8 protein-coding genes are annotated in these 14,479 nt (G+C 67.4%); 2 read left to right on the forward strand and 6 right to left on the reverse strand.

What is annotated here, in order from left to right:
* Window positions 1–24: 24 nt before the first annotated feature.
* Window positions 25–4,461 (reverse strand): DEAD/DEAH box helicase, encoded by a 4,437-nt coding sequence (locus K1X74_01955; protein ID MBX7165090.1) that lies wholly within the window; start codon window positions 4,459–4,461, stop codon window positions 25–27.
* Between the two features lie 160 nt (window positions 4,462–4,621).
* Between K1X74_01955 and K1X74_01960 the strand changes: the two genes are divergently transcribed.
* Together K1X74_01960 and K1X74_01965 are read left to right on the forward strand one after the other, a co-directional pair.
* Window positions 4,622–5,125 carry a hypothetical protein gene (locus K1X74_01960; protein ID MBX7165091.1) on the forward strand — a complete coding sequence of 168 codons (504 nt, stop codon included), beginning with the start codon at window positions 4,622–4,624 and terminating at the stop codon, window positions 5,123–5,125.
* A complete protein-coding gene (locus K1X74_01965) occupies window positions 5,122–6,708 on the forward strand; it encodes a glycerophosphodiester phosphodiesterase family protein (protein MBX7165092.1) in 1,587 nt (528 codons plus the stop codon). Before K1X74_01960 ends, K1X74_01965 begins: the two co-directional genes overlap by 4 nt.
* A 51-nt stretch (window positions 6,709–6,759) precedes the next feature.
* On the opposite strand, the gene rdgB is transcribed toward K1X74_01965, so the two are convergent.
* The 5 genes from rdgB to dnaN form a co-directional block, all read right to left on the reverse strand.
* Window positions 6,760–7,392, reverse strand: coding sequence for an RdgB/HAM1 family non-canonical purine NTP pyrophosphatase (rdgB, locus tag K1X74_01970; protein ID MBX7165093.1), 633 nt, complete (start codon window positions 7,390–7,392; stop codon window positions 6,760–6,762).
* The gene (locus K1X74_01975) at window positions 7,389–9,911 is read right to left on the reverse strand and encodes a DUF3656 domain-containing protein (protein ID MBX7165094.1); all 2,523 of its coding nucleotides are present in this window, start codon (window positions 9,909–9,911) and stop codon (window positions 7,389–7,391) included. The genes rdgB and K1X74_01975 overlap by 4 nt, the downstream gene beginning before the upstream one ends.
* Before the next feature lie 82 nt (window positions 9,912–9,993).
* The gene (locus K1X74_01980; protein MBX7165095.1) at window positions 9,994–12,507 is read right to left on the reverse strand and encodes a DNA gyrase subunit B; all 2,514 of its coding nucleotides are present in this window, start codon (window positions 12,505–12,507) and stop codon (window positions 9,994–9,996) included.
* A 117-nt stretch (window positions 12,508–12,624) separates the two neighbouring features.
* Window positions 12,625–12,930: a DUF721 domain-containing protein gene (locus K1X74_01985; GenBank protein MBX7165096.1), complete on the reverse strand. Its 306-nt coding sequence runs from the start codon at window positions 12,928–12,930 to the stop codon at window positions 12,625–12,627.
* 136 nt (window positions 12,931–13,066) lie between these two features.
* A complete protein-coding gene (dnaN, locus tag K1X74_01990; protein ID MBX7165097.1) occupies window positions 13,067–14,182 on the reverse strand; it encodes a DNA polymerase III subunit beta in 1,116 nt (371 codons plus the stop codon).
* Window positions 14,183–14,479: the final 297 nt, after the last annotated feature.

Raw genomic sequence — 14,479 nt, forward strand, 5'->3', positions numbered from 1 at the left:
CGAGCCCTCGGCTGGCACAGTGTGCTAGGCGGTCTGCGCCGCCGCGGCGATCGAGGCCAGCGCGCCGCTGGTGCGTTTGCGCTCCCGGGCCCGGACCAAACCGCCCAAGCGTAAGGCCCGGGCGATTTCGGCGGCGGTTTCCGTCGGCAGTTCGGCATGGAACTCGACCTGTCCGCCCTGCCGGGTCGCGACGAGCGCGCCTTGCCGCACCGCGAGCAACGTGGTGCGCTTGCTGGCGATTCGTCCGCCGTCGGTGACGATACCGAAAAGATTCACCGGGTCGGCCGCGCAGATGACCCACCAGCCGCCGGCGGCCATTTCATCGCGCGTCTTGCGCAGCAGCTCGACGGCGGCCGATTCGGCATATTGCTCGCCGGCCACCTGGCCCACGAAGCGTCCGCCGTGAACCTCGCCGCGCGCCTCCAGGCGTCGATAGACCATCGCCAGGTCGCGCCAGGCGGGCGCGAGATCTTCGCGTGCGAGCACGTCGCGAAACACCACGCCATAGCGCTTCAGGAGCAGCCGTGCCCAGCGTTCGATGCGATCGCCCGGGCTGACCTGCGCGAGCGGGCCCGGATACAACGACCACCGCCCGCCGCGCCAGGCGCCGGCCGCTGAGACGCGTCGTCGCCGGGCCCTCCGGCGCCGAGCGTCGGCTTCGCGATGCCGGTCGGGCGCCACGAGCGGACGAATCGTGGCGAACCCATCGGCCGTGGCCCATCCGGTCGCGGCCAATTCGCTGAGCGCCATTTCCAAGTGCGCCGGCAACATGCTCGTCGCGCGCAACAGGTCGTGAAAGAACATCGCTCCGCCGGCCGACAGCACTTCGAGCACCTGCTGTGCATAGCCGGAGAGCGGCCGGCGCACGCGATCGCGATCGAGGGCCACCAGCCAAGGCAGGTCTTCGCGCGGCGCCAGCGACAGCGGCACGGCGCGGTTGAGAGCCAGCGTGGTCCGCGCGACGCCGGCGCCGGGAGGCGGCGGCGACAAGCGTCCCCAGACCACCTCGCCGAATAGCGACACCTCGTCGAGCCAGTTGCTGTCGTAGGGCTCGATGCGCGCGGCCAGGACTTCTTCTTCCCAGGCCCCGGCCGGCAGTTCGCACCCGGCCAACCGGGCGACGACGTCGTTCACCGCGCGCCGACCGAACAACTGGTGGCCCGGGGCGACGTGCTGCCAGCGCGCCAAGAATTCGATGTAGACCTCCGGCGCCACCGGCCGCACTCGGCTGCGCGCTCCGGCCAAGGTCAGCCGATGAATCCGCGCCAGCAACCGGCGTTCGCACCATTCGACCGGCGGATCGGCACTCGCGTTGACCCCATTCGCTGTCGCGCGGCGCGCGGCGCGCGGCGTCATCTGCCCGCGCATCGCGATCCCTTCGCCCTCGAGCGACTCGAGCGCAGCTTCGACCGCCGTGGGGCGCAGCGCCAGCTCGTCGGCAATTTGCGCGGCTGTCGTCGGGCCGTGAATCGACAGGTACCCGCGCACCAATCCCAGATGCGCGGCCGTCGATTCGACCGGCTGCCGCAGTGCCTCGGGCAGCTCCAGCGGCGGATCGAGTGCGGCATCGGTATACACGGCCCGCGCCGACGTCAGCCGTTCGGCAGCGCACCACATGTTCTTGCCGGCGGGCAATTGCAGCCGCGTCGCGCGGCGCTCGGCCCGCAGCTCGTCGAGCCAGGGCCGCCAGGGGGTGCCCTGCTCCTCGGGCAGGATATCGGCCGACAACAACACGTCGTGCAGCTCGTCTGCCGAGCGCACCAGCGGCCAGGCTTCCTGGCTCACCTGAGCGATCGCCTCGGGATCGAGCCGCGCCAGGTCGCGCACGTCTTCCGGCAGCAGGCTGCGGCGCGTCGCCACGGCCCGGGCCCGGCGCTCCTCGAGCGGGGCGTCGTCGAGGAACGAATAGGGGTTCGCGTTGAGGATTTCATACGCGAACGGCGACGGCTCGCGTGTGTCGCGGGCCGTGAAGCGAATCGCGCTGCGCTCGACCGCCCCGAGCAGGTCTAACCAGCGCGGCAGGTCCATCGCCTCGTGCAGGCAATCGTAAACGGTCTGGTAGACCAACGGGTGATCGGGAATCTCGATATCGCCGACGATGTGCTCCAGGCAGGCCGTGCTCTGTGGAAAGACTCCGCTGAGCAGGTCGTCGGCCCGCATCCGCTGCAGTTGGGGCGGCACCTTTTTGCCACCCTGGTTGCGCAGCAGCACCAGCGCCCGGCTGACGTTCCACCGCCAGCGGACCTGAAACATCGGTGCCGCCAGCAGGGCCTGTTTGAGCAACGGTTCGGCGTTGGTCGTGTTGAGCATGCCGAACATGGCCGACAACGGGAAGCTGTGCTGCGGGCCCAGCGACAGCACGATGCCGTTGTCGTCGGCGCTGGCCTGCAGCTCGAAATTGAACGAGCGGCAGAACCGCTTGCGCATCGCCAGGCCCCAGGCGCGATTGATGCGCCCGCCGAACGGCGCGTGGATGACCATTTGCATCCCGCCCGATTCGTCGAAGAAGCGTTCGAAGACGACTTCTGCCTGCGTGGGCAGCACGCCGACGGCCGCCATCTGCGCCGCGGCATAGGTGGCCGTTTGCCTGGCGGCCCAATCGCCGGCGTTGCACTCGCGCTGCAACCAGGCTGCGGCCGCGGCGATGTGTTCATCGAGCGCCGGCTGTGGCTGGCCGTCTTCCGTCACGACGTGGCGCAGCACCTCGGCCAATTCGCGGCGCAGGTCGGACACCTCGCCCGACAGCTCAAACGTCCGCCCCGGTGCCTCACCCAGCCAGAACGGGATCGTGGCCGGCGCGCCTTCGGCGTCGTCGACCAGGACCTCGCCGCCGCGGACCGCGCGAATCCGCCACGAGGTGTTGCCCAGCAGGAACACGTCGCCCGCCAGGCTTTCGATGGCGAAGTCTTCGTTGACCGTACCAATGAACACCCGCTCGTCGGCGGTCAGCACGCGAAAATCGGCCGTGTCGGGGATCGCACCACCCGAGGTGATGGCCGCCAGCCGCGCGCCACGGCGGGCCCGCAGGCGCCCGTTCATCTGGTCGCGATGCAAATGCGCCCCGCTGCGGCGCCGCGCACCGATACCCTCACTCAGCAAGCCGACCATCTCGCCGAATTCGGAGCGCGACAGATTGCGATAGGGCCACGCCTGCCGGCAGACGTCGTACAACTCGTCCTCGCGCCATTCGTCGGCCGCCACCGCCGCCACGATCTGCTGCGCGAGAATATCGAGCGGCTGGCGCGGAATCTCGATCCGGTCGAGCGTCCCGCGCCGCACGGCGCGAATCAGCGCGAGCCCTTCGAGCAGATCATCGCGCGTCAACGGGAACAATCGTCCCTTGGGCACGGCCCGGAGCGAGTGGCCCGCGCGCCCGACGCGCTGGAGCCAGGTCGCAATCGATCGCGGAGAGCCGATCTGGCACACCAGGTCGATATAGCCGATGTCGATACCCAGCTCGAGCGAGGCCGTCGCCACGATGGCCCGCAGCTCGCCCGACTTCAACCGCTGTTCGGCCGACAGCCGAATTTCTCGGCTCAAGCTGCCGTGGTGGCTGGCGATGTGCTCGGGCCCCAGCAACTGGCCCAGCATGTGCGTCACGCGTTCGGCCATCCGCCGCGTGTTGACGAACACCAGCGTGCTGCGATGGGCGCGGATCAAATTGCACAGGCCTTCGTAGACTTCGCGCCACTGCTCGTTCGAGCAGACGGCCGACAATTCGCTCGGCGGTACCTCGAGCCCCAGGTCCAGGTCGCGCAGGTGACCGACGTCGATCACCTCGCAGCCGCGCGGCTGGCCCGCCAGATCGCAGCCCACCAGAAAATTGGCAATCTCGTCGAGCGGCTTCTGCGTGGCCGAAATGCCGATCCGCACGGGCGGCCGCTCGCACAACGCGCTCAGCCGTTCGAGGGACAACGCCAGGTGCGAGCCGCGCTTGTCCCGGGCCAGCGCGTGAATCTCGTCGACGATCACCGTGCTCACGCCGCGCAGCGTCTCACGGCTCTTGGCTGCCGTCAGCATCAGGTAGAACGACTCGGGCGTAGTCACCAGAATGTGCGGCGGCTTGCGCACGAGTTGTTGTCGCTGGCTGGCGGGGGTGTCGCCCGTCCGCACGGCGGCCCGCAGCTCGGGCAAGGCCCAACCCGTCGCGGCGGCTCGGGCACCGATCTCTTGCAGCGGCACCTCGAGGTTGCGACGGATGTCGTTGCTCAGCGCCTTGAGCGGCGAGACGTACAGCACCTGCGTCGTGTCGGGAAGCCGTCCCTCGAGGCCCTGACGCACGAGCCGATCGATGCAAAACAGAAACGCGGCCAGCGTCTTACCGCTGCCGGTGGGAGCCGCGATGAGCGTATTGCGGCCCGCCGCGATACTGGGCCAGCCGTGGCGCTGCGGCTCGGTGGGCTGGCCAAATCGCTCGGTGAACCAGTCGGCAACCAGCGGGTGAAAGACGTCGGGCTTCATCACGGCTGTATTGTATCAGCGGCCCTCAAGCGGCAAGTTTTTGCTGGCATGGCCCAGCCAGACGCGGGCGTTTCGCCGGGTACTCGCTGCCCGGTATGCTGGGGCCGTTTGGCGAGGGACGCTGGCGGCGCCTTGCCCAGACCCCCGGGGGAGCTGTGTGATGAATGCCGAACCGCTGAGCCGCGAGCAATGTTTACGGACGTTGAGCATCATCGTTGGCGCGCTGTCGGCCGGGTCGCTGTTGTTCATCATCATGTGCGTGGCTGTCTGGCTCGGGCAGCAGCAGCAGTTTTCGTCCGATCTCGATCTGTTCGGCATGATTATGCTCGGTTTCGGGGCGCTGGCCGTGGTGAATTCCTTGGTGGTGCCCCGCATCGTGCATGCCGCGGGATTGAAGGCGCTCGACAAGTCTGCCAGCGAACCCCAACTGCTACAGGTCTATCAATCGGTCACCATCGTCGGTGCCGCGTTGCTCGAGGGGGCTGCGCTCGCCAATGCCGTAGTCATTTTCATGTCCGGATCGCTGGTCAATCTCGCCGCGGCCGTGCTGTTGGTCTTATTGCTGCTGGTCCTGTTTCTGCCGACGTCCGGCCGGCTCGAGAGCTTTCTGGTCGACAGCCGCCGACAAATCGCTGATCGAAGGTCAATCGAGAGAATTCGATGAATCTGCGCAGGTTCTGGTCGGCCGCCTGGTGTGTCTACGGGGTGCTCGGCTACGCGCTCTCGGCCCCGGCGGCCGAGCCGTCGCTCTGGCCCTTTTTCCAGCCGGTCGTGCCCGCGCGGGACGTCCAAGTGATGATTCACCGGGGCCTCGCCCGCCAGGCTCCCGAGAACACGGCCCCCGCGATCGAGCTGGCCATCGCCGATGGCCTCGAATGGGTCGAGGTCGACGTGCGGCTCTCGCGCGACGGGCAGCACGTGCTGTTTCACGACGGCACGCTCGACGGCAAGACCAATGGTCAGGGGGCCCTGGCCGATCGGACCCTCGCCGAGCTCAAGCAGCTCGACGCGGGCGCCTGGTTCGCACCGCAATACTCGGGAACGCGGTTGTTGACGCTCGCCGAGTGTCTGCAGCTCGCACATCAACGGGTCAATCTCTATCTCGACTGCAAGACGGTCGACCCGGCGCGGCTGGTCGAGGAGATCGACGCCGCGGCGATGCCTGCGCAAGTGGTCGTCTACGGCGACGCGGCGCTCGCGGCGCAGGTGACCGAGCGCTCGCAAGGTCGCGTGGCCGTGATGGTCAAATGGCGGCCCGGCACGCCGCCGGCGCGGCTCGTCGAACGCGTTTCGCCGGCGATCGTCGAGATCGATGCCGACGACGTCACGGCCGACGTGGTCGCCGCGTTTCACGCGCTGAAGGTCTACGTGCAGGCCAAGGTGCTGGGCGCAGACGATCGGCCGGAAACCTGGGACCGCATGACGGTCGCCGGCGTCGATTTTCTACAGACCGATTTGCCCGAGCGGATCGTCGCCCGGCAGACCCTGGCCAGGTTGCCGCGACGCCCGGTGCAGATGACGTGTCACCGCGGGGCGTCCCGATATGCGCCGGAGAACACGCTGCCGGCGCTCGAGGAGGCGGCCGCCCTCGGCGCGGATTATGTTGAGATCGACGTGCACACCTCGGCCGATGGCCGCCTGTTCCTGATGCACGACGGGCGTTGCGACCGCACCACGAACGGTCACGGCGCCATTCGCGAACTGACCGGCGAAGCGATCCAGCAGCTCGACGCGGGCAGTTGGTTCGGCGCGCCATTTCGCGGCGTGCACGTGCCCGAACTCGACAAGTTCCTCGCGGCCGTGCCGCCAGGACTGCAGATCTATTTCGATGCGAAGGCCATCGCGCCCGAGCGGCTCGTCGAGGCCGTCCAGCGCCATGGCCTCGCCGAGCGCACGATCGTTTACCAGGGCCCCGGCTACCTCGACCGTGTGCGCCGCTTGGAGCCGCGGCTGCGGCTGCTGGCGCCCCTGGGCCGGGCCGCCGACCTACCCAAGCTCGCCGAGAAACTGCGGCCCACGGCCGTCGATGCCCGCTGGGAGGATGTCTCGGCCGAGTTGATCGCCACGGCCCATGGCCTGGGCGTGCAAGTCTTTGCCGATGCCAAAGACGACACGACAGTCGAACAGCTGCGCGAGGCGATTCGTTGGGGCATCGATCAGATTCAGACCGATCACCCGCTGCGATTGCTGCGGGCCATGGAGCTCGAAGCCGCGGCGGCCGACGCGCCGGTCACGCCCGCGCCGTAAGTGCGCGGCGCCGGCAGCACATCGCGGAGCAGTATTCACGCCGATCGCTGGCTACGTGCTCTCCATGCTCGGCACTTTCGCCACCTGCACCAGCCAGGGGCGCAGGGCCTCGATCGCCCGGCCGCGGTGGCTCAGCCGGTTCTTCGCCGCCGCGCCTAGTTCGGCAAACGTCAGGTGATACTCGGGCAACTCGAACAAGGGGTCATAGCCGAAGCCACTGCCGCCGCTTTCGGCCACGCCGATGCGTCCGCGGCAAATCCCCGTGGTCTCGGCCCGGATCGCGCCGCGCGCGTCGGCCAGGGCCAGCGCACATTCGAATCGCGCCATGCGGCGCGCAAGCGGTATCCCGTCGAGCGCAGCGAGCAACTTGGCGCGGTTGGCCCGCGCATCGGCCGCCGTGCCGGCGTAACGCGCCGTGTGCAGCCCGGGCTCACCCCGCAACGCGTCGACGAACAGGCCGGTGTCGTCGGCCAGCGTCCAGCAGCCCGTGGCCCGGGCATAGGCCACGGCCTTGATGCGGGCATTCTCGGCCAGCGACGCGCCGGACTCATCGGGCTCGCGCGCGGCGTCGAACCCGGCCAGCGAACGCAACTCGCAGGGCAATTCGCCGAGCAGCTCCGCAAACTCACGGAACTTACCGGCGTTGGTCGTGCCGAGCACGAGGATCAGCGGTGTGGTCGTCACAAAAGGGCCAACGGGTTGCGGCGCTCTTCGAGCGTCCCGCGGGTCACGCCGAGACGATTGCTGGCCTGCAATTGTTGCCAGACTTCGCGACCCGTTCGCCGGCCCGCCAGCAGCTCGCGGTAGAGTTCGATGATGTCGGCCAAACGCTGCGGCGTTTCGTCGTGCACCAGCTCGATCCGCAACTGGCGCACGCCGCGTTCGAGCAGGGCCGGCAAGATCTCGGCCGCGCTTTGCGGCACGGCATTGAACAGCGTGTTGCGGCAGCCGACGTCGGCCAAGAGCGGGTGTTCGCTGCCCACCCGATCGCGCAGCCGGACTTCGTGGCGATCGCAGGGGCGGCCGCAGTTCGTCGCGTTGGTGCCCGGCGAAAGCAAGGCACAAAACACGCAATGTTCCATGTGGAACATCGGCATGTGCTGATGGACGACCACCTCGAACCAGGCCCCCGGCGCCGCGGCAAGCAGGTCGAGCGCCTGGTCGCGGTTCAAATCGTACGACATCGTGACCCGGCTCGCGCCGCGCTCGATCAACGTGGCCGCCGTCAGTTCGTTGGCCACGTTCAGCGAGAAATCGGCAACACAAGCGATGCGCTCCGCGGCGAAATAGGCCAGGCCCGCCAGATTGCGGACCAAGAGAAAATCGGCCTCGTGCCGCGCGAGCACGCGGAAGATGCCTGCCTCGCCGGGTTTTTGGATCCGGGGCGTCGCCAGGCCGATCTGCGCCCCGACGGCTCGGGCCGCGGCCACGGCGTCGCGATACTGGCGAATGTCGGCGAAGTCGACCTCGACGTCGCGCTGGCCGGCGGCCAGCACGCCCTCGAGCTGCCGCAACGACCGACAAAGCACCTGCAGCGTGGGCGCGTCGCCGATGGCCGACACGCACGTGGCGGGCAGTTCGCTGCGCAATTGTTCCAGCACGCCGGGCGGCGCGATGCGCCGCGCAGGAGGATCGTCGAGCGAGCGGTCGAGCTGCTCGACCATCGCATGCCGGAGCTTACCCAACACCGACAGCGGCGCCATCGGCCGGCCGTCGATCCGGACCTCGAGCGAGCGCAGCTCGTAGGTCGTCTCGCCGAGCCGTCCCAGCTGCGCGCGCAACACCTCGGCGTCGAGCGGATGCTTGATCGCGTCAGCCAAGGGCGCTTCCGAAGTCACGTGGGCCTGCGCCCCGCTTGCGGCGCGGGCCGTGACGACGAGCACTCGCCCGACGCCCGCCTCGACCGTCACGTCGAGCGGCACGCGCCGTAGCGGTCGCGTACCGCTGAACGACTGCCGCAGCCGGCTGGTCAACTCGGGATCGTCGGTCTTCCACAACCGGGTGCCGGGCAGCAGACGCGCGAAATCGAGGCTGCCATACGCGAACCCCAGCTCGACGATGCCGCGATCGACCGGGTCCTGCTCGCGTTGGCCATCGCGAAAGACCTCATACACGCGGCCGCCCATTTCTTCGCCGGCGACGCGGTCGCCGTCGAACACCACGCCGTCGCCCGGTTTGACGTGCGTGCGCAGCTCAACGACCACCCGTCCGCGGCGCACATCTTGGACGGTGCCCAACAGCACACCGCGCTTGGCACTCGAAGTCGCAGGCACGAGCCGCTTGTGATCGCAACCTTCGAGCCAGCCCGGCGAAAAGCCTCGCGAAAACGACAGCTCCATCTCTTCGACTTCCGCGGGACTGAACTCCAGCGGCTGGCCCGCGGCGGCCAGATCGATGGCCCGGCGATAGTGCCGGGTGATGTTGGCCACATACTCGGGCGTCTTCAACCGGCCTTCGATCTTCAGCGACGAGACGCCCGCCGCCAGCAGCTCGGGCACCAGGGCATATGCCGCCAGGTCCTGGGGGCTCAACAGGTAGCGCTGCGCGCCCAGCTCGACGTCGCGACCGTCGCACACCAGCTCGTACGGCAAGCGGCAGGCCTGCGCGCATTGACCGCGGTTGGCGCTGCGCCCGCCGAGCGATTCGCTCGTCAGGCATTGGCCCGAGTAGGCCACGCACAGCGCGCCGTGGACGAACACCTCCAGGGGCAGCGCCGTCTGCCCACGAATCTGCTCGACCTCCGCAATCGACAGCTCGCGCGCCAACACGACTCGCTCGACGCCCAGCGCCTCGGCCATCGCGAGCGTCTCGGCGCTGGTCATAGTCATCTGCGTCGAAGCGTGCACGGCCATGTCGGGGCATACGGCCCGGACCAGGCGTACGGCGCCCAGGTCCTGCACGAGCACCGCATCGACGCCGGCGGCGGCCAGTTGGCGCACGGTCGCTTCAAAGCCGGCCAGCTCGCCGGTAAAGACCAGCGTGTTCAGGGTGACGTAGCCGCGCACGCCGCGGCGCCGCAGATAGCGCATCACCGCCGGCACGTCGGCCAAGGCGAAATTGGCCGCCCGGGCGCGGGCATTGAACCCCGTCTGCAGGCCGAAATAGACCGCATCGGCCCCATTTTCGACCGCCGCGCGCACGCAGTCCCAATCCCCCGCCGGGGCGAGCAATTCGGGCACCTGGGTCCTCGGCGGGTTCGACATGCGGGCCATCGAATCGCGCAAAACCTTTGCGCGTAGCACTTCACGCCGTCGTGGACGGCTCGATTCCGGCCCCACTTCCAGCCTACACGTCCAGGTTGCGAACTTCGAGGGCGTGCTTTTCGATGAACTCGCGGCGCGGCTCGACCTTGTCGCCCATCAGCACGCGGAACATGTCGTCGGCCGCGGCGGCGTCTTCCATGCGCACCTGGCACAACACGCGGTTGGCCGGGTCGAGCGTCGTCTCGCGCAATTCCTCGGCGTTCATTTCGCCCAACCCCTTGAACCGCGTGATCTGCAGCCCGCGCTCGCCCGATTCGCGCACCGCCGCCAATAGCCCGCGCAGGTCTTCCAAGCCCTTGCTCGAATCGCCGCGCCGCAGGGCATAGCGCGGCTCTTCAACGCCCGTCCGATCCTGCGGAATCAGCGCCTGCACGTCGAACTGCATCGCCCGCAATTCGGCCAGGTGCTTGTTGATCGTGCGCACTTCGTGCAGCTCGACCACGTGCAGTTTCGACGCGGCATCTTCGAGGTGGCCATTCGTGGCGGCCGGCGCGTCGCTCACCGACATCTGCTTGCCACTCTCCTGCTCGAGCCGGGCCACGAACTCGTCGAGCTGCTTGCGCGTCGTGAACCAGTGCTCGCGCGGGCCGTGATAGACGTGGAACACGGGCAGCTCGCCCGTCTGCGGGTCGAGACGCTGCGCATGCGACCGCAGGCTGATGCCCCGGCGCTCGAGCGCGACCAGCGCGTCTTCCATCGCCGCGAGCGTGCTGCACAGCCGCTCCATGTCGGCGCCGGCCAAATTGCGACCGTCGCCCGGCTCGAACACGGCGTCGGCCAGGCCCAGCTTGAGCAGTTGGGCTCGCATCTCCTCGTCGGTCTGCACGTACGACACGCGGTTCTTGTTGACCACGCGGAACAACGGCGGCTGCGCCACATAGACGTGGCCGCCCAGAATCAACTGGTACATCTGCCGGTAGAAGAACGTCAGCAACAGGGTGCGGATGTGCGAGCCGTCGACGTCGGCGTCGGTCATGATCACGACCTTGTTGTAGCGCCGCCGGGCCAGGTCGGCGTCTTCGCCGATGCCCGAGCCGATCGCCGCGATCATGCTGCGCACTTCCTCGTTCGACAGCACCTTGTCGTCGCGCGACTTGTAGGCGTTGATGATCTTGCCGCGCAGCGGCAGGATCGCCTGGAACTCGCGCAGCCGGCCGCCCTCGGCGCTGCCGCCGGCCGAATCACCCTCGACCAGGTACAGTTCGCAGCGTTCGACTTCGCGGCTCGTGCAATCGCGTAGCTTGCCCGGCAAGCCTCCGCCGGACAGCGCGCCTTTGCGGTCGCGAATCAACTGCCGGGCCTTGCGGGCCGCCTCGCGGGCCTCGGCCGAGATCATGGCTTTGTTCACGAGGATCTTGGCCACCTTCGGATTCTCTTCCAGGTAGCGGCTCAAGAAGTCGCCCAGGGCCGAATTGACGATCCCCTCGACCTCGCTGTTGCCCAGCTTGGTCTTGGTCTGGCCCTCGAACTGCGGGTGCGGCACACGCACGGCGATGACGGCCGTGAGCCCTTCCTTGAAATCGTCGCCCGAAGGAATCAGGTCCTTGAACAGGTTCTCTTTCTTGCCGTAGTTGTTCAGGCAGCGCGTCAGCGCGGTGCGAAAGCCCACGACGTGCGTGCCGCCTTCCATCGTGCGGATGTTGTTGACGTAGGAGTGCAGGTTTTCGGTGTACTCGGTGTTGTATTGCAGCGCGACTTCGATGCCGACGCCGTCGTATTCGGCCGCGACGTAGATCACGTCGGCATGGACCGGCTCGGCGGCGCGATTGAGAAACGTGATGAAGTCCAACAGCCCTCGCTCGTAGCAGAACGTCTCGCTGGTGCCCGAGCGCAGATCGCTGAACGTGATCTTCACGCCGCGATTCAGGAAGGCCAGCTCCTGCAGCCGATCGTGCAGCGTGTTCTCGTCGAACTTCGTGTTGGGAAAGATCAGCGGGTCCGGCTTGAAGGTGGTCTTCGTGCCGCGCTTGTCGGTGGCGCCGCCGCGGCGGACCTCGCCGGTCGGCACACCGCGCTGGTATTCCTGCTGGTAGAGCTGACCGGCGCGGCGGACTTCGACCTCGCACCATTCGCTGAGGAAATTCACCACGGTCACGCCGACGCCGTGCAGACCGCCCGACGTCTGGTAGGCCCCCTTCGAAAACTTGCCGCCGAACTTGAGCACCGTCATCACGCCTTGCAGCGTCGAAAAACCCAGGTCGGGGTGCACCTCGACCGGGATGCCGCGGCCGTCGTCTTCGACTGTCACCGATCCGTCGGGGTTGACCGTCACGGTGATCGTCTGGGCGTGGCCGGCCATCGCTTCGTCGATCGAGTTGTCGACGACTTCGTAGACCATGTGGTGCAGGCCGCGCTTGTACGTGTCGCCGATGTACATGCTCGGCCGTTCGCGGACGTGCTCCAGGTCGCTCAAATGCTCGAGCGATTCGGCGTTGTACTCCTGCTCGACCCGGCGGTATTCGAGCATCTCCGCTTCGCGCCGCTGCGGATCGGGAGGCGTAGGCTCGGACGGCGGGTTGGAATTCTGCTTGGCCATGACTTTCTTCAGACTCGACTGGATTTCGGCAGTGATCTTGCTTGCGAGGAGTTCGCTCCCCGCGTCGCGGCAGGACCGGCATCGCAAGCCAGCGCCAGTCCGTCTTGGGGTGGGAGGTTAGCGCACGGCACCCACCTTGAACCGCACGTCGACGATGCGTTCGTCGGGGAGTCGTCGGGCGAGTTCGTCGCGAATGCGTTGTTTCTGGAACACCAATTCCTGCACCAAGGTCGAATTCGCCACGATCACCTCGATCGTGCCGCGGCGGATGCCCAGCACGCGCGTCGCTTTCCCGAATCGCTCACCTACCGCCGCGGTCCAGGCCTGGCTGTAGGCCGTCATCGCCTGCACTCGGCCGTATCCGCGACGGGCGAACAACTCTCCCAGCACGTCGCCTAGCGCTTGCGGCGGTCGGTTCGACATTTGGGCTTCCTTTCCGCGTCGGCTCTTAGTTTCTCGACGTCGGTCTAGAGCGGCCCGACGCCTGGCCGCCGGCGGGGGGCAAACTTCATCCTCGCGACCGCCACGCTTCGGCCGGCATGCTCCCCAGTCAAACCGCTCAACGGTCGCGCGACAGGGGCATCAACAGGTAGCTGTAGCCATCGTCGACCTGGCACACAACCGCCGCTTCGGCGTCTTTCAAATCGCAAACGAACGACTTTTCCGGATCGAGGACCTTGAGAAAATCGCTGAAAAATTTGGGGTTCAACGTGATCGTGATTTCGGGGCCATCGTAGGCGATCGGCAACTCGACGCGCGACTGGCCCGTCTCGGCCGCCTGCGCGGTGAGCAGCAGCCGTCCGCCGCCGAAGGTGAAATCGACGCCGCTCGAATCGTCGGCCGCGACGATCGCCGCCTGGCGAATGGCCGCGTGCAACGGACCGACGATCAGGTCGATCTTCTGGCGATTGTTCCGATCAGGGAACACGTCGCGCCACTTGGGAAATCGGCCTTCGACCAGCCTCGAGAAAATCGTGACCCGCGGCGTCCGCACCAGAACGCCGTTGGGCTTCACCGCCAGATGGACTTCGGCGTCGCCGTCTTGCACCGAGCGCTCGACGAGCGACATGGCGCGTTGCGGGATGATTGGGGCCGTCTCGTCGCTGCCGTGACCGTTCACCGCCTGCGCCGGGCCGCGCATCGTCGCCAAGCGCCGCCCGTCGGTGCCGACGGCAATGATCTCGCCGGGCAGCATTTCGAGCAGCACGCCCCCCAACGCATAGCGGCTGCTTTCGTTGTCCGTGGCAAACACCGTTCGCCGCACCAGCTCGCGCAGCAGCCGCGCCGAGACCTCGTGATACTTGGTCTCGTTGAAGGCCATCACGGCCGGAAACTCTTCGGGATTCTCCGCCGGCAGGCGGAACTCGAAACGCTCGCCACGAACGAGCGTCCCGGTGCCGTCGGTCTCGAGCCGCAGGGTCTCGTCGTTGCTTTCCCGCAAGATCGAGCCGAACCGCCCGATGGGCAGGATCGCGCTGCCTTCGGCCGCGGCCTCGATGCCCTGCACGTCGACGCGAATGCCCACCTCCAGATCGGTAGCCAGCAATTCGGCCTTGCCGCCGCGAACGTCGAGCTTGACGTTTTGCAAGATCGGCTTGGGACTACGGCTCGGGACCACGGGACTGGCCAACTGAAATGCGGCCAGCAGTTTTTCTCGACTGCAGGTGATTTTCATCGCTTCACTCTTCCGCCTGATGCCGCTGAACCGTGGGCCATGCCGTAGGCGTCGACAGGGTTCGTTGCGGGTCTTGCCAAGGGTTTCGTCGTTGGTTGCTCTGTTGCTGCTGTAGTTCTGAATAAGAATGAGTAGTGGTAGTAATGGCCCGGCCGCGGGTGTCGACAACCGTGTGTCGGCCTGTGAAAAGTCGTTGAGGACCAGGCACTTAGCGCGCCAGATCGGGTGGGGATATCACGTTGGTGCAAAGTCCACCGGGTTGTCGATCGATGGGTCGCGGACAGCCGTGGTTGCGTG

The organism is Pirellulales bacterium (assembly GCA_019694435.1).
Taxonomy (GTDB): Bacteria; Planctomycetota; Planctomycetia; order Pirellulales; family JAEUIK01; genus JAIBBZ01.